Annotated in this window: 7 protein-coding genes; all 7 read left to right on the top strand. The window is 58.9% G+C overall.

Annotation, left to right across the window (positions count from 1 at the left end):
• The first annotated feature begins 9 nt into the window (after nt 1-9).
• Nucleotides 10-3,405 (top strand): helicase HerA-like domain-containing protein, encoded by a 3,396-nt coding sequence (locus tag YBN1229_RS06195; protein WP_046477398.1) that lies wholly within the window; start codon nt 10-12, stop codon nt 3,403-3,405.
• A gap of 872 nt (nt 3,406-4,277) precedes the next feature.
• Nucleotides 4,278-5,510, top strand: coding sequence for a molybdopterin molybdotransferase MoeA (locus tag YBN1229_RS06190; RefSeq protein WP_197540925.1), 1,233 nt, complete (start codon nt 4,278-4,280; stop codon nt 5,508-5,510).
• Between the two features lie 154 nt (nt 5,511-5,664).
• Nucleotides 5,665-8,166, top strand: coding sequence for a transglycosylase domain-containing protein (locus YBN1229_RS06185; protein ID WP_046477396.1), 2,502 nt, complete (start codon nt 5,665-5,667; stop codon nt 8,164-8,166).
• Between the two features lie 257 nt (nt 8,167-8,423).
• Nucleotides 8,424-11,177, top strand: a complete 2,754-nt coding sequence (locus YBN1229_RS06180) for a DMT family transporter (RefSeq protein WP_052743745.1) — start codon at nt 8,424-8,426, stop codon at nt 11,175-11,177.
• Nucleotides 11,178-11,331: 154 nt separating this feature from the next.
• A complete protein-coding gene (locus YBN1229_RS06175) occupies nt 11,332-11,946 on the top strand; it encodes a hypothetical protein (protein ID WP_046477395.1) in 615 nt (204 codons plus the stop codon).
• 517 nt (nt 11,947-12,463) lie between these two features.
• Nucleotides 12,464-17,755, top strand: a complete 5,292-nt coding sequence (locus YBN1229_RS06170) for an alpha-2-macroglobulin family protein (protein ID WP_046477394.1) — start codon at nt 12,464-12,466, stop codon at nt 17,753-17,755.
• A gap of 22 nt (nt 17,756-17,777) precedes the next feature.
• A complete protein-coding gene (gene pbpC / locus YBN1229_RS06165) occupies nt 17,778-19,898 on the top strand; it encodes a penicillin-binding protein 1C (RefSeq protein WP_046477393.1) in 2,121 nt (706 codons plus the stop codon).
• The last annotated feature ends 66 nt before the right edge of the window (nt 19,899-19,964 follow it).

The raw sequence follows: 19,964 nt of genomic DNA, 5'->3' as shown, positions 1-19,964 counted from the left end.
CATTGTTTGATGCAGCAGCGGGCGCAAGAAGCTATCGCACCGGACCGGATGGCCGAGGCTTTCGAGCATTCGATCACCTGGGAAGACGATATCTGGCGGGCTGACCCAGTCGATGTCGAACAGGTGCACGCGAAAGCGCGCAAAAAGTTCGCCGACGTCATCGAGGCTGTCACGAAGGACGGCACCGCGCAGGCGCGTATCCTTTTGTTTCACGGACAATCTGGCGCCGGTAAAACGCACTTGATCCGCGCGCTACGTACGAGCGCACACCGGCAACAGAAGGCGTACTTCGGCTACGCCCAGATGACGCCGGACGTGAGCAACTACGCCGACTACTTTCTGCGCCGGCTGATTCATTCACTGGAAAAGTCCTATAACCCGGATGAAAGTAGCGATAGCGGACTGACACGCCTGACGGATCGCTTGCTGGCGACATGTACGTCGTTGGCCCAAACCGACCTCACAGCGCTGCGCGAAAAAGATCTGGACAGCGCGGACCTTGCACGGCTCGTCCTGAAACTTTCTGACGAAATCGTTGCTTCACCGGAATTCAATGCGGAAGAGCCGGACGTCAATATCGTTCGCGCATTGCTTTATTTGCAGCGACGTGACCCGCGCATCGATCAGCGCGTTCGCCAATATCTCTACGGCCGACAATTGACGCCCCTCGCTCACGAAGCGGTCGCGGCCCTTGACCCGAACGAGGGAGAGGGGCGCGCCTTCGAGATTATCGCGGCGCTCGGTCAGCTTATGAAGATCGTCGACGATGCGGCGCTCGTCTTCTGCATCGATCAGGTCGAAGATTTGATCAACTTCCCGGATCCGGAAGTGCGCTTCCAAAAGGCGATCGGCGATCTCATGCAGATCACGAACCGGGTCGGCAGCGCCATCATCATCATTTCATGTCTCGATGATTTCTATGACCGCGTGCGTGAGCCGTTGGCGCAATCCTTTAGGGATCGTATCGAGAAGTCTGGCCCTGTCGCGCTTTATGAAAGCCGCTCGGCGGAAGAAGCGCGACTCATCATCGCCAAGCGGCTCGAGCATCAAGCCGAAACCCAGGGGGGTGGCCTTTCGTTTCCAGATGCGAGCGCATTTTTTGGCCCCTCTTTCTTCGAGGAGTTCGCCGGGCTTTCGACGCGGCGTTTGCTAGAGCATGCACAGAATCGGTTGAGCGCTCAGACAAATGACGGGGACTCCGCGGAAGAAGTGGAGGAGCGCGAAACCACAAGCTTCATCTCCACCCTTGCGGAAGCTCTCGGCTTTGGCTCCGGACCGGCCGAGCGCGCACCTCATCCATTTTCGAAGATCGACTATCGCGAGATCTGGGAGCGCTTCCAAAGCCAATCCGAAGCCGAGATCCCGTCCGACGATGGCGAGATGATGGATGCGATGGTCGCGGCGCTTCAATTGGCACGCGAAGAGTGGGGTGGCGCAATCACGCTTAATGTCGAGCGTGTCGAAGTGGCTGACGATCTCCCGGCCATTGATCTTTCGCTGCGGCATGCGTCAGGATTGGAATCTGAAACTCGAGTCTTCTTGTGCAACCGGCCGACGCAAGGTGGCGGCCTGAAGCGACAGCTCGACAAGGTGCTTGGCGCGATGCACGCGAAGACATGCTTCATGCTGCGCGCCTCGGACTTCCCTCCGAACAAGAAGAACCAAACTGCCCAGGCGTTCCGCAAATTCCGGGATGCGGGCGGCCGGTCGATTCTGGTTCCCATCCCCGAATGGGAGCGCATGATCATGGTCCGCGAGTTTTATGCGCACCATCGCGCAGATCCTGGCTTCACGAAATGGTTTGAAAACGCGAAGCTCCTGTCAAATCTGATCGCAGTCATTCAGCTTTTGCGTCTCGACCTTCTCGGTCGCCCGTTGCCAGCTACGACTGGCGGCGTGAAGGCACGCACCAAGCCTAACCTGCGCGCGGTGACGTCAAATGAGCCCGCACTGATCGATGGCTATGAGAGTGTTACCGAGCCTGAGGCTCTTGCGCTCGCCGGTGGCAGCGAAGCACCTTGGGGGCCGGCCGAGAGCCTCGACGCGCCGCCAGTCCCGGCCAATGATGACGATCTGCCGATGTCGCAGATTCTCGACGAAAACGGCTTTGAGACAGGAAGTATCTATTCAGGCCGCGAACTTACGGCACAAGGCAGGCCGATTACACTTAATCTCAATGTGATGAAGCGCCACTCGGCGGTGCTCGGCGGTTCGGGCTCCGGTAAAACGACTCTCGCGCTCACGCTGATCGAGCAGCTTCTGCTACGCGGCATCCCCGCTGTATTGATCGACCGGAAGGGTGACCTTTGTTCTTATGCGAACCCAGATGTCTGGCGCTCTTTGGTTGATGAATGCACAGAACGACAATCGGACCGTGAAAAGCTTGCGGATGCGATTGACGTCGCGGTTTACACACCGGGGCGTGCGTCTGGCCGGCCGATCTCGATCACGCTTCTCCCCAACGGGATCAGCGAACTTCCCGAACATGAGCAACAGTTGCTCGCGAACCTATCGTCCGCGGCGCTTGGCGAGATGCTGCACCTGAAGAACTCGGCAACTCACCAGAAGCAGTCCGGGACGCTTTCGGTTGCACTTAAAATTCTCGGCAGCCGGTCCGCTAAAGAAGTGACGCTAAGCGATCTCATTTCGCTGCTCGAAGAAGAAGATCCAGAATTAACGGATCTGACGCAGCGTATGGATCCGTCCGGCAAGATCCGCCGCGATCTCGTAGCTCAGCTCGATAGCCTCCGCCATCGCAACTCCTCGCTGTTTGACGGAGGCGGCGAGCCGATGAGTATGGAGTCCTTCCTTGGTCTGGGTGCGTTCGCGCGGCCTAACCGCACGCGCCTGTCGATCATCTATACTGGCTTCCTGGGCGACAACGAGAACATCCTGTTCTGGGTTTCGCAGTTCTTGTCGGAAGCGCTACGTTTTTGCCAGCGCAACCCGAACGACGAACTGCAGGCTGTCGTGATGTTCGACGAAGCCGACCTGTATATCCCTGCCAACGCAAAGCCGGCGACCGCCGAGCCACTGCAGAGCCTTTTGAAACGCGCCCGTTCGGCCGGTCTCGGCTTGATGCTCGCAACTCAGTCACCGGGCGACCTTGACTACAAGAGCCGCGATCAGATCACGAGTTGGTTCATCGGTCGCGTTCGCGAAGATACGGCCCTTCGCAAACTCAAAGCCGCTTTCCAGAGCGAAAGTGGGCTTGATCCCGCTGCCGTTCTTCCTGGTCAAACGGTGGGCGAATTCCACCTCGTTCAGGAAGGGCTTGTACGCCCGATGAAGGCTCAACGATCGCTTATCACCGCCGAACAGGTCCCCTTCGACCGCATCGAACAGCTGTCGCGGGAAACGAAGGGGTTGGACGAGGGGCAGCTGCGTCTATTCGACGTGAAGTAAACCCTTCACAGATCGCATCATGATGGGGGGCGATGCAGCCTCCCGCATGTTCTTGCTAATGCTCATCACGGAGAAAAATCTGTGTTTCGGGCTTTCGCAAGCGCGAAGGTGACGATGTAAATTTGCAACAAAACGGCCAAACTGGTGAAAATTTCGGCTGAGCTGCCTCGTTTTCCCACAGCCTCAAAGATAGTCCATGGCGCGTCCGTTGTTGCGCCGCAGCACTAGACCAAGCCCATGATTTGCAAGTAGATTAGGATCTGCTGTTTTCGGTGACACTTTTAGCCGTGACGCTTTTTTCCCCAAGTTGTGCAGTTGCACAGCTCGATGTGTCGCATGGGCAAGAAAGTTCGTGTCAAGATAAAGCTTCCGCGATAACATGATTATGCGGTGTGCAAAGTAATGCGTAGGGCAGATGAGGGGTCGGACTGTCCGCTGCAAGCTTTGGCTAGCGCGTTTTGTAAGCGGGGTTTGTTATGATGGCTGCCAAATCTTTTTTTGTTGTGGTGCTTGTCACCTTAGCTGGACCAGCGATCGGGATCGGACTGTTCGTCCTGCTAAACACTTTGTAACGGGGTTAGCCTCGGACGCAAGTGGCAATCTTATCGCCTGTCGATATGTCATGCGAACGACGGTCTGATCTGACGCCATAGCGGTGCGTTAGATCTTGCCCACGACGTGGGGGCGTGTACGATGACTGTATGGTATGACCATCTGGTTCATCGTGTTGGCGCTGCGCTTGAATTCAAGTCGTGGCAATCTGGGACGTAGCTGCGCCAACCTTCTTCAACCCTCTTGAAACACACGCGAGCGTGACACCCCTCATGTCACAACGGCCTATCGACGACTGCTTCCGCCCCCTTGAACCTCGAATGAAGCACGACAAAGCCATTGCGCTTCTCAAAGAGCGCATTGTGCCCGTCGTAGACACCGAGGAAGTTAATCTCACGACTGCTGGCGGACGCGTTCTTGCGAGGAATGCCGTCGCGAGTTTCGAAATACCCGCGCACACGAATGCAGCCGTTGATGGCTATGCTTTCGCGTTTTCCGATTACGACGCGGAGAAAGGCGTCGATCTGCCCGTGGTAGGTCGAGCCGCCGCAGGACGTCCGTTTGAGGACACAGTGAAATCCGGTACCGCGGTGCGCATTTTGACCGGTGCTGTGCTTCCCGGCGGCGTCGACACAATTGCGATGCAGGAAGATGTCTTACGCACCGAAGCTGATGTCATACGGGTTCGAATCCCCGGCGGTCTCAAAGCAGGAGCGAATGTTCGCCGCGCTGGCGAAGATGTAAAGACCAGCGAGACGCTGTTCGAGGCCGGCCACATTTTGAGACCGCAAGATTTGGCCGCACTCGCCTCAGCCGGCATTGCGGCCCCTCTCTGCTTTAAGCGCCTTCGCCTCGGGATTGTTTCCACGGGTGACGAGGTTATTGCTGTCGGGAGCCGTGCGCTCGACCATGGCGAAGTTTATGATGCCAATTCGCCGATGTTGTCTGAACTCACGCGTCTCGCGGGTACAGAGACCGAATACCTTGGTATCTGGCCGGACAAGCCCGAAGAGGTCGAACAGCGGCTGAAAGCAGCAGCCGAACGTTTCGACGTCATCCTCACGACCGGTGGCGCCAGCCGCGGGGAGGAAGATCATATATCCCGCGTACTTGAGCGTTTGGGCACACGACATTTCTGGCAGCTCGACGTCAAGCCTGGCCGTCCCATGATGTTCGGCCAGATTGGAAACACGGTTGTCGTCGGGCTCCCGGGCAATCCCGTCGCCGTTTTCGTGTGCTTCCTGATGTACGTGTTTCCTTTGTTGCGGAAGCTGAGCGGTGCTCAATGGTTCGAGCCTCACCGTATACGTCTTCCCGCTGACTTCGAGGTTGCCAAACGCAAAATCGGACGCCGCGAATTCTGGCGGGGCATGATGGTGCCATCCGACACTGGCCTTCGCGCAGGTAAATTCAAGCGCGACGGATCTGGGCTCATCTCGGGATTGCGGGCGGCCGACGGCATCATCGAAGTTGCAGAGGACGTGCCACACGTTCAGCCCGGCGACATGGTTCAGTTTATTCCTTTTTCCGAGTACGGCATTCCCTCCCGGTGATTGCGTTTCGCGTTTCAGCGCGCCCGAGTAAGGCCTCAACCTCATTCTCTCAAACGCTCAGACGTCGTGCGGTCGCCACAAAGAGCGCCTAAACGCGCAATGAGACGTGCGGCGTTTTCATTTCGCCACGCGCCCGTTGGCGAGCCATTTTTCAATGATCACTATCGCGAAATTGCTGATGCTGCTTCTCGAGCTGGCGGTAGCGCTGCCGGTGAGGATGGTGCGTTTCGCAACGGACTGGATCTTCTTCAATCCACGGATTGGTCCGTTGCGTTATGTGGCATGGGCCGCGTTTGCGTATCTCTTTTTCGCGCTCACCCTTGTTTACATCATCGCGCCGATCCGCGGCTATGCGGGCCAAGCGTATCTGTCCGAAAGGCTGCGCTACGATGCCGAACGTTGGCTCGCGACTGCGATCTACGATGCGGAAGGCAATTTTGTTGGCACGTTTGATCCCCGCCTCGACAGCCGACAAGACGTGAACTGGACGGGCCAAGCCATCGAGGTCGGGCACTACGTCGCCAATCCGGATCACAAATCTATACCGGTCCGCGATGTACCAGAGAACTACTGGAAGTGCCTCACCTATCACGAGGATCGCTACATCGGTACGCCGCTCAATCCTTTCGGCATCGACCTTCTGGGTGTGCTCAAGATCCCCTATTCGACGATCCGACGCTCCATCGCGCTCAAGCGCCTTAGCCTCGGCGTAGGCGGTTCGACGTTGCCGATGCAGCTGGCCCGCGTGATCTACAAAACCCCACCGCATCTGAAGGAAAGCACCGGTGAGAAGATCCGGCGAAAGCTCGCGGAATGGTGGCTGGCGCCCGTCATCTACTTCGAACTGACGCGGGATGGCGATGAAACCGCGCTGAAACAATGGGCTGCCAATCATCTTTGGCTGGCCCAGCGCACCGGTGGCCAGTCCCTCCACGGTGTCGAGGTTGCAAGCCAGATCGTTTTCGGGAAGGAAGCGAAAGATCTTTCGGTTGCTGAACAGTTCATTTTGGCTTCGGCAGTCAACAAGCCGATCATCCTGCTGGAAGGCAGCGAACGACTGAACGCCGTGCGGCTTGATCGCTGGCGCTATATCGCGGAAGTCCGCGCCCGCACCTGCGCAGAAGCCTTGATAGACGACCCGGCCGAGCAGGCGCGCGTCGTTTTCGATCTCGTTGGCCTCGCGGGTGGGCCGCCCGATCCGCAGGTCAAACCTAAGCTGGAGGCGGCACTAGAACTCAACGCGCCCGACCGTGCCGCGCGGGCGCGGGCAAACCCCGTTATTCGCGCCAATACGCTGATGCCATCAGCGCGGTTCGGTATTCGCGAAGAGATGAAACAGATCTATGGCTTCGACTGGCGTAACCACGTACGAGGGGTGACGACCACGTTTGATGCAGCTGAAAATCTGGCGTTTCACGGCAAAATCGAACAGACGCTCATGCGGCTAAACCACAAGTGGGGCAACCGGCTCAACCCCAATTACACGTTGGACCCGCAAAAGACCGGACCCGATCTCAAGATCCCTGACGTTACCGTTGTCGCCGCGGATGCTGCCGGGAATATCGTGCGGTACTACGAGAGTGGGGAAACAGCAGCCTATTTCGGATCACCGTTTGCGCGCGATACGGAAAACGGGTCTTACGTCGTCAGCCGCGAAGGCCGCATGCTGGCCTCCACCGGCAAGGTTCTGGCCGCAATTGCAATCGCAAACGAAGGCAAGGATGGGGCGGATTCGTTGTACCTCGATACGAACGCTCCGGCTCGTGGCCTAGAAACCTGCAGTCATCATGGAAATCTGAGACGTGGCCGGCAGGCGCGCGTCGTATTTGCCTGTTCTCTCAACGAGCCGCTTATGATCCGCACGGCGCAGATTGGGCAGGCGCGGGTTAAAAAACTCATCGACGCGTTCGGTTTCAACATGCCGCCTACTGATGTGAGCGGGGCGGGGACACCTCCATCAACCGCAGTTGTCCTAGGGCAGATTGCGGGGTCGCCACGGCGCGTGCATCAGATGTCCGGCGTCGTCCTGGCTTCGCTCTTAGGCCGAGACCGTGCTGGAGTTCGGCCCCCGTCTCTCATTAGAGATTACGACTACACCAACATCGCAGAGGACCAGTCGGAAACGAGCCGCCCTAAAGGCATTATCGTCCCCCGCGACGTGATCGCGCGTGACGCCCGACCCCTTCTCAAATCGCTCCTCGAAGCACCGCTTTGCTATGAATCCAATAGGACGTCCCATGGAACGCTCAAGAGCCTTAATGCATGGTGCGCTTCCCGCCGCAACGGCCTGCGTTTGCATTTTGCGAAGACCGGCACGCAGGTCTCGGAAGACCCCAACGCGACGGTTGATGGCTGGGTAACGGGCGGATTGCAGTTCGACAATGGCGCTGCGTACTCCTACGTCGTACTCGTTGGAACTGGGACTGCCTCCGAGCCGTGGGCACGGTCGCTTCATTCCTCCCAGATCGCTGCTCCATTGGTCGCGACATTACTTGGTGACCTGGAAGCACACGCGCGCCAACATCCACAATCGCATTTGCTCCCGGCATCAAATCGGACGCTCGACAGAAGGCCGGTCACAGAGCCGAAACTGTCAAGCCACGCTCCGCAACCGATGAGCGAAGCCGAACGTCAGCGCGTGTTCAATCTGAACTAACGTGCAAGCCGCACTCGGCACTTGGCGTTCACGTTATTGACAGTTGCATTTTGACGTCACATTCGCGCCGCGCTCAAGCCTAAAACCCTCCGTACTCCTTGTAACCGATCACGCACGCCAGGAAGGCCGGGCGCACACGATATTTCGAGGCAACACGCCGCGTACAAGGCATCGCGGAACGGCTGCGGCGGGAATCCGGCGCTGTTTCCGAAAAACGAGAACGTGCCTATCGCGACAGAGTTTGACAGGTCTATCCGATGGCGTTTTCAGATGACGCGCGGCGGCAGCAGGATTTGGCTCGTCCGCAGCATGGCCGCTTCAGTACGAGTGACGGCGACTGGGTCGACCCAGACGATACGCCACGTGATTGGAAGAAAGTAATTCTGGTTATCGGGCTCGGCGCGTTGTCGTGGGTGGCGACGTATGTCGGCATGCTCGAACTCATTGAGTCGAACCTCGGTTCGCTGCCAATCGGGCACCGCATTATCATTGGCTTTTCGGTCGCTATGCTGATGACGATGATCATCTGGCTGCTTGACCAGATTTTCAGCCCAATCAATACCTCAACCAAGATCGTCTACATTGCCGGCTACCTGTTCTTGAGCCTTATCTCGATCGGCTTCGGCTTTGGCTTCTACTGGAAAGTTTTGGAAAGTCGTCAGGAGTCGACGCGATCGGCAGAAGCTGCGGTCGCGCAAGTTCAAAACTCGTTGCACGCTGGCTCAACGCGCCTGGAACAACTCAACGCGACGCTCGTGCAATTGACCGAACTTTCCTCTGCGAAGGCGATCGAGGAGAGGGAGAAGGGCACGACGTGTCCCAATAGCCGCCCCGGCGACGGCCCCCGCCGTAAGCTGCGCGATGATGATGCGCAGCGTTTCCTCTTTGCATCTGAATTCGTCAAAGGCCGCATTGCGACGGTCAAAGCGGAGCTATCGTCATTGGATGGCGATCTCGCGAAGGTGGTGAAAGGCGATCCCTCAACGATCGATGCCGAGACAGGAACGCGCAATGATTTTCTAAACGGCCTCAACCGGAGGCTCGATATGACCGTGACGGGTTTCAACGCGTTCCGGGGCGATCCTCAGCTGCGCCAAATCCGTGCTGATCTCGATGACCGAGCCGGAAAGACGATATTTCCAACGTCGAGTGGAGGCACCTTCACTTGCCCCGATCCACAGCTACAGACAGCATTGCGTGGTGTGGTTCGTGCCATCGATCAGTTGCCGCAACTTACCAAGCCGCGCATTGCGGCCGTTGAAGGTTCGGAGGCCACCATCGAAGCGTTTCGCCGTCTGACCGCAACGCTTCAAGGCGCACTCGTTCTTGACCTGCCGCCCTCCGCTGAAGAGCTACGGGAGTTGCAGAAGAAAGCGGTGCAATCCGTTTCGGAAGCGAGCACCAACGGGCAAGCCCCACCTGGCGCTCGCATTTCGGCAGGCCTTTCGCCGCGTGATTACATTCCGCTCGCAATCGCTGCGTTCGTCGACCTCTGCCTCTTGCTCGTCTCCATGGGGCGTCCGATGAACCGGCTCAATAATCTGGTACCGATCATGCGTGAGGCCGAGCGCGGTCCCATGATCAAGATCTTGTCGCGCTTCAATGAGATCCATCGCGACCCAGAAATCCGGCAGAACTTCGAGGTCTTCCGGCATGTCGTGTTTGATATGTATGGCGCGTACTATGTCGCCGTGCCGCTTGACGCACCTTACAAACCACATGAGCGCAACGGCGCAAATGGGTTCGGCTTCGGTGCGAGCGATGCGCAGGACCTCCAGCATGAAGCTCACTTGCTGGCAAACCTGTTTTCCGGTTTCGAGCAGCAGCGCATTTTCTCGCGCGTCTACAATCCGTTTTTGTCGACCCGTGCGATCCAGCGCAAGCTTTGGCGGCAAGGCAGCAAATTTGCCGGTTGTCATGCATTTCGCGTCTATCGTTTCCGGGACGGTGCCTGGTCGGACATGATCCTTCAGGCGGTCATGGGCGCTGCGCGGCGCGTGGAAGAGGAGAAGCGTCGCAGACAGAGATTGGAAGACGAAGCCGCAGTACAGCGCGGTCCGGAATTAGCGATGGGCACCTCTGAGCAAAAAGCTGAAAACTGCCGAACACGTGAGCCGCAAGACAGGAAGGACCGCTGGCCGCATCTCGATATACCGGCGCCGGATCTGCGCGATAGCGGCGCTGAACGCGCGAAGGCGTATGCTATTTCCGGTCGACGTAAGACGCGCAAGGCCAATGGCCATTTCAACGGCCACCGTATTCCAGTCGCCTCTGCCGAACTGAATGGCAGTGCCACCGAATACGCGAACGGTTCAGGTCTGGCGGCAAACGGGAACGGCCACGCGGCAAAGATTGCGAACGGGGCCGCACGTAGCGGCGCGCGCATCAACGCCGATGCAGAGCGCGAAGCCACTTTGCGTTCTGCCTTCGGCCGCTATGCCGCAACCGCCGCCTTTGAACTCAACAACAATGACGCGTTCTATGCGGACCTGGAAAATACCCTCGACGAACAACCCGAAACTCATTCGAACAAACAGGATGTCAGGGTAGAGACCGAGACCATCCGCACCACTGCTGACGACGAGGCCATGGAAAAGCGAAACGCTGCCGATGTTCTTCCTTTCAAACCACCGGCGTCCGCGTCCAACGACACCATCAAACAAGCCGCCACTTCGCTCGTGGAGAAAGTCCGTGAGGTCATGCCGTCGGAGGCGCGCGAGACGACCGTTACGATGACGCGTGAAACGGCGACGTTCAGCATCCCCGTAACCGAAGCGCGTTTGCCGATTATGTCCGCCGAGCGCGTTCCGCACGATTCGGTCGAAACTGAAATCTCTGAAGAGACGGTTGTTTCGCTCGTCCCACCTCCGCTGCCTTCATCCGCGCAACAAATTGTAACGGATGTAGCGGTCGTGGAGGACGCAAACACTGAGACTCAAGACGATGATGAAGCCCGACTTGTCACGCTCGTCAGCCGACTTCGGCCCGCTCCGGGGGGAGAAGTGCTTTGAATACGCTTGATATGCGCGAAGCGTGCCTCATTCGATGCAATCCGCAACGGTTGCTTAACCGTCTTCAGCGATTAATGGGCTTCAGAACTTCGGGGCCTGCCGAACCCTATCAACCGGCAGACCGGACATCGCACTGAATAAAGGAAAAGCTTCTATGCGCGCCAAGTCTCCATCGGGTTGCCAGGTCGTCAAGAAAGATCAGAAGTGCGCAGTCCTAAGAGCCTTTGTATTGCGCAGCCTAGAGTCGCGCCGACTGAGTGGCGCCGACTGCAGCTCTATCTGCCTCGTTGCGCGTTCCCTCGAGAGCCCGGCTGCACGCGTATTGGCCTCATTGGCCGACGAGATCGCGGCACTTCGCATTAACGTTCGCGCTGTCATCACGGCCATCGACAGCAACGAATTCGGCGGCGACAGCACTGTTAAACTTTGCGCTCCGTTTACCGCTGAAAGTACCCGCGTCGTGCATGATGCCCGACTGTATGATGCCCACGAACAGCTCATCCTCGACGATGCTACGACATGGGTCGGCGATTGCATGCGGCGCGAGCCTTCAAAAACCGATGCCTTCGAACGCTTCGCGGAGAACTGCGCCGTTTCGACGAAGTGGAGCCAGCAGGCCTTCAATAGCCTATGGCGTGCCGGCCAACCCGCAAAGTTTGACGCGACGCCGAACGTTGGTATCGCCGCGATGACAGACGCACTTAAGGCCATTGCTGTACCCGGCCAAAGCGTCAAGGAAGTTCTGCTGAACTCCGCTACGCGCCACTAACCTTAGTGAGACAGTGGATTGCCGCTGCAGCGCAACGCTGCGGTGGCGAGGCCGCCGGAGAAGGGATGGAACCACGCACGTGGCGCCGAGCGCCGATTCATGGCGTGATCTTTCTTGCGCAGATGCGCACGTCCCGTTGGACCCTGGCGTTTAAATAGGCCGGATCAAGGTCTTTGGCGCATCTGCGTCCAGCCCACGTCCGCCCGGCGGCCTCTCTATTTTCCAGAAACAAGCCCTCCCTTCTCACGGAAGGGCAGCGCCGCATTTTTACGCCAGCGTAGTCGCGGTATCTTGCCAATATTCCTCGCGTGTTCTTGCGATCGATCCACGTCGCGCATCACAATGGCACCGGTTGGAAAATTCACGCAAATCCCGGCAACACCGGATAAGTCAGTTTACTGTCAAGCTTCGGCCATGCGGGTCTGATGGGCTTCAACTTCGCACGGCTTGGTGATCTAGTCGTGCAGGATCGCAAATTGTGATTGTGCTCCCTGGCTTTATTTCGAGGTTGCCCCCCATGCACTCATTTTCGCCGAGGCGTTTTGTCGAGGCCGCGTTGCTGCTAGCGACGGTTACGGCCGCATTCCTAATCACCTTTCTTCCAGCTGCCGCTCAGGAGGCGAAGTTCGCTCATCAGCAGTTGGAGGAGGATGCGAAGCGCTACGAGTCCTATCTCGTAGAAAACTGGGCGGACAGAAACGCGAATATCAAAACACTGTTGGCGAAGGGCGGACAGGACCTCGGAAAGGATCCACGCGCAGCATCTCGCTCGTTTGCCGCAGCGGCCGGCAGCGCGCGAAGCAACAGCGCAGCTTGGCTTGGACTCGCGCGTTCATTAATCGCCATCAATCCCAATCAGCTCAATGGTTCGGAGCGCTACGATATTCCGGTCAACGCCTCCGGCGCCGCATATCGCGCCTATCAACATGCCAGCGGAAATGCGCAGAAGGCGGAAGCGCTGAGCGTACTTGCTGACACTTTGCAACGCCGCGAATTCTGGCGGCCGGCACTGGAGGCCTTGAAGGTCAGTCTCGCGCTTGCGGACAACCCAAAGGTGCGCGCAACCTATGACAAGCTGCACAGCGCGCACGGCTTCCGCATGACGGACTACTCGACACAGACGGAAACGAATTCGCCTCGTCTCTGCCTGCAGTTTTCCGAAAGCCTAGCGCGTGGTCCGGTCGAGTTCGCAGACTTTATTTCTGTCAACGGCAAGGACGCACAGGCCGTGACGCCGGAAGGCAGCCAATTGTGCATCGAGGGGCTTGCACACGGTCAGCGCTACGAAGTGCAGCTGCGTGCGGGGCTTCCCTCAGAGATTGGAGAGACGCTCGAAAAGACGATCGAAATCGCAGCGTATCTGCCGGATCGCAAACCGACTGTGCGCTTCACGGGACGTGCCTATGTTCTCCCGGCGCGCGGTCAGCAGGGTATCCCCGTTGTCTCCGTCAACACCGACACCGTTCAGGTGGAGGTTTTCCGATTCGGCGACCGTGCTCTGGCTGGCGCTGTGATCAACGGCGACCTGCAAAGGCAGCTTTCGAGCTGGGATCTCGAAACGATCAAGTCGCAATCGGGCGAAAGCGTTTACACCGGGAATCTGACCGTCAAGCGCGACCTCAACAAGGAAGTTACAACGGCCTTCCCGGTCAATGAAGCCATCGGCACGCTTAAGCCCGGTGCCTATGTCATGACGGCACAGGCGGCAACGCCAACCTCGGACTATCAGAATACTATCGCCACGCAGTGGTTCATCGTGTCCGACCTCGGACTGACGGCGTTTTCAGGCCGCGATGGAGTGCATGCCTTTGTTCGCTCACTGAGCGAGGCACACGCGGTCAGAGAAGTCGAAGTCCGGTTGATCGCGCGCAACAACGAGGTGCTCGCCACCGCCAAGACCGATGCGAATGGCTATGTGAAGTTCGACGGCGCGCTTGCACGCGGAGAAGGCGGCCTGCAGCCGGCTATCCTGGTCGCGCAGAATGGACTGTCCGACTATGCCTTCCTCGATATGACGACGGCGGCATTTGATCTTTCGGATCGCGGCGTCAAGGGTCGGGAGCCATCCGGCCCCATCGACGCATTCGTCTATACGGAACGTGGTGTCTACCGCCCCGGTGAAGACGTACACGTCGCTGCGCTTGTGCGAGACGACGAGGGCAAATCTTCCAACCTTCCTGTCACGCTGATCGTGACGCGGCCGGACGGTGTCGAACATCAGAGGCTCACGCTCGTCGATGAAGGTTCCGGCGGTCGCGCTGCATTGCTTCCGTTGTCGCACGGCGCGATGACGGGTACTTGGCGTGCGCAAGTCCATGTCGACCCGAAGGCCGCCCCGATCGCGCAGGCCGCGTTCCTGGTCGAAGATTTCGTCCCTGAACGACTGGACATGACGCTCAGTCCAAAGTCCGCTTCGATCGGCGTCAACGATCCGGCAACGATTGCAGTCACCGGACGGTACCTCTATGGGCCGCCTGCTGCGGGTCTCAAAATGGAAGGCGATGTCATTGTCAGAACCTCCAGCTCAGGCGTGCCGGGCTATTCCGGATATCGCTTTGGCCAGTCTGATGAAGAGATTACGCCGGTACGCGAGTCCCTGAACGAAATTGCCACGACCTCGCAGAAGGGCGAAGCCGACCTCAGCATTTCCCTGCCGAAGGTCGTGAAGACGGCAAAACCTCTGGAAGCCAAGGTCCTCGTGCGGCTTGCCGAACCCGGCGGACGCACGATCGAACGGCAGGTTACGTTGCCGGTCGATCTCGGATTGGAGCGCATCGGCATCAAGCCGTTGTTTAACGGAGACCGGCTCGGAGAAAGCGAAACGGCGCAATTTGACGTGCTCATGCTTGGAACCGACGGCAAGCCTGAAGCTGCTTCGGGGCTCGTATGGCAACTCAATAAGCTGGAAACGAACTGGCAATGGTATAGCCGCGGCGGTTATTGGACGTTCGAACCCGTGACATTGACGCGCAAAGTCGCGGACGGAAAACTTGAAGTGGCTGCCGAAAAGCCGAGCCGGCTTGAGATGCCGGTCAAGTACGGCCGCTATGTCCTCGAAGTTCAATCCGCCGGTTCGGCCGAGGTCGTAAGTTCCGTCGCCTTCACGGCCGGCTGGTATTCCGGAAGCGACCGGCCTGACAGTCCTGAACAGCTCGACATCGCACTGGACAAGGAAACCTATCAACCCGGCGATACAGCAAAGCTCAGGATCGCGGCAAAGCAGGGCGGCAAGGCCTTGGTCGCAGTCCTCGGCAACCGTCTTTATGCGATGCAGGAAGTTGATGTGCCCACAGGCGGCGGCGATGTCAGCATACCGGTTGGCGACAACTGGGGGCCCGGCGCCTACGTCACGGCCATTCTTTACCGGCCGATGGACGAAGCTCTCAAGCGCATGCCACAGCGGTCTCTTGGGTTGCAGTGGCTTGCTCTGGATCAGACCAAGCGCACGCTCAATATCGCGCTCAACGCTCCGGACAAGATTGAATCCGGCGCGACACTGCGTGTCCCCATTAAGGTGTCAGGATTTCCCGCGGGAGAGACCGCGCGCCTGACTTTGGCGGCTGTCGACGTCGGCATCCTCAATCTCACGAACTACAAAGCGCCTAAGCCGCAAACGTGGTTCTATGCACAAACGCAGCTTGGCCACGACATCCGGGACTACTATGGGCGGTTGATCGACGGCATGCGGGCGGAGCGTGGCACGCTGCGTTCGGGCGGCGATGCGGATGCCGGCATGCAGATGCAGGGCAGTCCCCCGGTTGAAGCCACTGTCGCAAAGTTCTCCGGCATTGTGGAAGTCTCCAGCGATGGTTCAGCGGAAGTAGAATTCGACCTTCCTGAGTTCAACGGCAGCGTTCGTCTCATGGCCGTCGCGTGGAGTGACAGCAGCGTCGGTTCGGCGACGATGGATGTAATTGTACGTGATCCAGTGGCCCTGACCGTGGCAGGCCCGCGTTTCTTGACACTCGGCGACAAGGCCCAGCTCGCTCTGGACGTCCACAACGTCGAGGGACCGGAGGCCACCTATGTCGTAAACGTTGCGCATGAGGTGACGGCCGGTGCCCAGGTTTCTCTTATTCAACGCGATGTGGCGTTGAAGACCGAGGAACGGCGAAGCGAAAGGTTGTCGCTTGAGCCAAAGTCCGTGGGACTCCAGACCTACCATGTGAACATCACAGGGCCCGACGGTATCGACGTGGCCAGAACTCTGACGTTCGACGTTAAGGCCCCTGCAGGTGATATCAAACGGACTACGATCGCCAGCATCAAGGCCAACGGCGGAAGCCTTTCTCTATCGGCCGACTTGCTACACGATCTCATTCCCGATCGTAGCGAGATCAACCTCTCGGTTGGCCCCGCAGCCCGGTTCGACGTCCCCGGCCTTTTGGTACAGCTTGACCGGTATCCCTATGGGTGCGCCGAGCAAACGGTGAGCCGCGCATTGCCGCTGGTCTATGCCAGTGCAGTGGCCCAGCGCAGCGGCGTGAAGATCGAAGCAGATCTTTCCGACCGGGTGCAGAAGGCTATCGACCGCGTGTTTGAAATGCAGGACGCTTCAGGCGCGTTCGGCGCATGGGGACCGGGCAACACGAACATGTGGCTGACGAGCTTCGTCACAGACTTCCTGACGCGCGCCAAGGAGGCCGGACACAAAGTCCGCGAACCTGGCTTCACACAGGCCCTCGATCGCCTCCAAAACTTCATCGCCTATGCGCAAGACTTTGAAACAGGTGGTGAAGATCGTGCCTATGCGCTCTACGTGCTGGCGCGGAACGCCCGCGCACCTATCGGTGAACTGCGCTACTACGTCGATACGCGCCTCGACCGGTTCTCAACACCGCTCGCCAAAGCGCAGCTCGGCGCAGCCCTCGCGATGATGGGGGACAAGGAACGCAGCGGCATTGCCTTTAAAGCGGCGTATGCAGACCTAACCGGGTCGGAGGCGCAGGTGATTTCACTGCGCGATGACTATGGCTCGCGGTTGCGGGATGGGGCAGCACTCGTCGCGCTGTCTGCGGAAACAGGTATGGAGAATGAGCGTATCCCACACCTGATCGACGTCGTCGCGTCGGGCTACACCAACAGGCGGTATACCTCGACACAAGAACAGGCTTGGTTGCTTCTTGCGGTGAAAGCCCTCGGCGACGAGTCCGCTTCGGCTTCGCTGACGATCGGGGGCACTGCTCACAGCGGTCCTCTTGCACGCAAGCTGACGGCGGAAGAACTCAACACGGGATCTTTCAAGGTCACAAACGAGAGCGACGCTGATCTTGATGCCGTGATGTCGGTCGTCGGCGCATCGCTCAACGCGGAACCGGCCGTCAGCAACGGGTTCTCCATCGAACGCAGCTACTTCAAACTTGACGGAACCGCAGTCGATCTTGCCAGCGCCAACGGTGGCGAAGCATCCATCGCTCAGAATGAGCGTCTGGTCGCGGTGGTGAAGATGACGGCCGACAATGCCGGCGGACGAGTTCTTGTTGTCGATCGCCTGCCAGCAGGTTTCGAGGTCGAGAACCCCCGGCTTGTCGCGTCGGGTAATCTTTCGAGCCTGAGCTGGTTGAAAAGCGACATCTCGCCAGAACACACCGAGTTCCGGGATGACCGCGTCGTCGCCGCCTTTAACCTCTTCGGACAGAGCCGCAGCGATGTGAAAGCTGCTGGGACGACAGCTACAGTTGCCTACATCGTCCGCGCTGTGACGCCGGGAGAGTTCGTTCACCCGGCCGCAACCGTCGAGGACATGTACGTCCCTGAACGGCATGCGCGGACGGAAGCAGGCACCTTGACCGTGACCTCAAAGAACTAAGTGAGAGCCTGAGGATACGTCTATGAGCCGGGCTCGACCCTTCCTAAAGATCGCGGCAGCAGGAGCTGCCGCGATCATCCTTGCCGGACTTTCCGCCGTGGCGGCATTCGAGATCGCGATTGCTCGGCTCGATCCACCGCCGCTTCAGGTTGCCGATCAACTCTCGGTCACGGTGCTTGACCGGGAAGATCGACTGCTTCGCGCGTTCACCACTGAAGATCACCGCTGGCGTCTCCCCATCACACATACCCAGGTGGACCAGCGTTATCTGAAACTTCTGTTCGCCTTCGAGGACCGTCGGTTCTGGACGCATGGCGGTGTCGATATGTATGCCGCCGGGCGGGCTGCGTTACAGCTCGTCCACAATCAACGGATTGTGTCCGGGGCTTCAACGCTCACCATGCAAGTCGCGCGACTTCTCGACCGACGTCATGAACGCACCGCCGCGGGAAAGTTCTCGCAAATCCTGCGCGCGGTTCAGCTAGAGCGTCAGCTCAGCAAAGGGCAAATCCTCGACATCTATCTAAGGTTGGCCCCCTTCGGCGGAAACATCGAGGGTGTGCGTGCGGCTTCCCTCGCCTATTTCGGACGTGAGCCAAATCGCCTGTCGCTGTCGCAAGCTGCGCTGCTCGTGGCGCTTCCACAATCGCCGGAGACGCGACGGCCTGACCGGAACTGGAAGGCGGCACGCATTGCACGAAACCGGGTGCTTCAACGCGGCGTCGCGGCTGGCGTCATTTCGCGTGCGGAAGCCGAATACGCCATGGCCGATGTGGTGCCGCACTTGCGTCGTTCGTTTCCTATGCTGGCGCCGCATCTGGCTGAAGCCGAACTGGTCGCTCATCCGGATCGCACCGTTCATCATCTGACCATTGACCGAAACGTCCAGGCCGCTCTTCAGACGTTGGCCACGCAGCACGCAGGCGCGCTCGGCCCTAAACTTTCAACGGCCGTGATTGCCGTAGATCACACAACGGGTGAGATCCTCGCACAGGTCGGGTCAGCGGGTTACTTCGACGGTGAGCGATTTGGTGCGGTCGACATGACGCGCGCTATCCGATCACCAGGATCGACACTGAAGCCGCTCGTTTACGGTCTCGGGTTCGAGGCCGGACTCGCGCATCCTGAGACGTTGATTGAGGACCGTCCCACGCGGTTCGGTTCCTACCGGCCAGAAAACTTCGACGATTCATACCATGGCACCGTCACGATTCGGGAAGCGCTAGGGCACTCCCTCAACGTACCGGCTGTCGCGATGCTCGATGCTGTGGGACCTGATCGGCTCGTCGGCCGTCTTAAAAGGTTCGGACTCACCCCGGTTCTGCCTGATGACGCGCACCCAAGCCTCGCTATTGCCCTCGGCGGCCTCGGACTGACGCTTGAGGATCTGGCGGGTCTTTATACGGGGTTGGCCAACGGTGGCCGTTACGTCGCGCTCACCCATTTGCGCGGAGACGCACAACAGCGCCACCTCACCGGCGCCGTCGCAGATGATGGAAAGCGCCGCCTCATGTCACCAGTGGCGGCATGGTATGTGGGGGACATCCTCAAAGATGCGCCGCCGCCGGCCAATACGCGCGGCGGACGTATCGCCTATAAAACGGGGACGTCTTATGGCTACCGTGACGCGTTGGCGATTGGCTATGACGGCCGCTATGTCATCGCGGTCTGGGTTGGACGACCTGATGCGACCTCAACGCCGGGCTTGACCGGACGCACAGCCGCGGCACCCATCCTTTTTGATGCCTTCTCACGTCTGGAAGAACAGCGCGTGCCGCTCGCTCCAGCACCTGCCGGCGTACTCAGGGTTTCGGGCGCCGAGTTGCCGCCTCCCCTAAAGCGTTTCGGTCGCGAAGCGACAGAAGCCAGCTCAGGGGGATTCCTGCAGCAGCCCGTCGTTATCGCGTTTCCACCCGACCGCTCCGAACTCGAAGTCGGAGCAGGTCAACAGCCCGCTGAGCCTCTACTTCTGAAAGCGGAGGGCGGCCAATTGCCGCTCACCTGGCTTGTGGATGGACGCCCTCTGGATTCTTCGCCACACCGGCGCGAGGTCCTGTGGCAGCCTAATGGTCCTGGTTTCGCAAAGGTTTCCGTGATTGACGCGGAGGGTCGTGTCGATCGTGTCACGGTCCGCTTACAATAAAACCCTAAATCCTACCCCACGCCATGCCTGCCGCTCTGATCGGCTCGGTGTGGCACTGCTTGGTCA

The organism is Candidatus Filomicrobium marinum (assembly GCF_000981545.1).
Taxonomy (GTDB): Bacteria; Pseudomonadota; Alphaproteobacteria; order Rhizobiales; family Hyphomicrobiaceae; genus Filomicrobium; species Filomicrobium insigne.
This window is presented reverse-complemented; position numbering and strand designations above follow the sequence as displayed.

Bases quoted from the DNA above. Each gene is read 5' to 3' on its own strand.
- YBN1229_RS06170 (WP_046477394.1), top strand. From the start codon at position 12,464: ATGCACTCATTTTCGCCGAGGCGTTTTGTCGAGGCCGCGTTGCTGCTA.
- YBN1229_RS06185 (WP_046477396.1), top strand. From the start codon at position 5,665: ATGATCACTATCGCGAAATTGCTGATGCTGCTTCTCGAGCTGGCGGTA.
- YBN1229_RS06175 (WP_046477395.1), top strand. From the start codon at position 11,332: ATGCGCGCCAAGTCTCCATCGGGTTGCCAGGTCGTCAAGAAAGATCAG.
- pbpC (WP_046477393.1), top strand. From the start codon at position 17,778: ATGAGCCGGGCTCGACCCTTCCTAAAGATCGCGGCAGCAGGAGCTGCC.
- YBN1229_RS06190 (WP_197540925.1), top strand. From the start codon at position 4,278: ATGAAGCACGACAAAGCCATTGCGCTTCTCAAAGAGCGCATTGTGCCC.
- YBN1229_RS06180 (WP_052743745.1), top strand. From the start codon at position 8,424: ATGGCGTTTTCAGATGACGCGCGGCGGCAGCAGGATTTGGCTCGTCCG.
- YBN1229_RS06195 (WP_046477398.1), top strand. From the start codon at position 10: ATGCAGCAGCGGGCGCAAGAAGCTATCGCACCGGACCGGATGGCCGAG.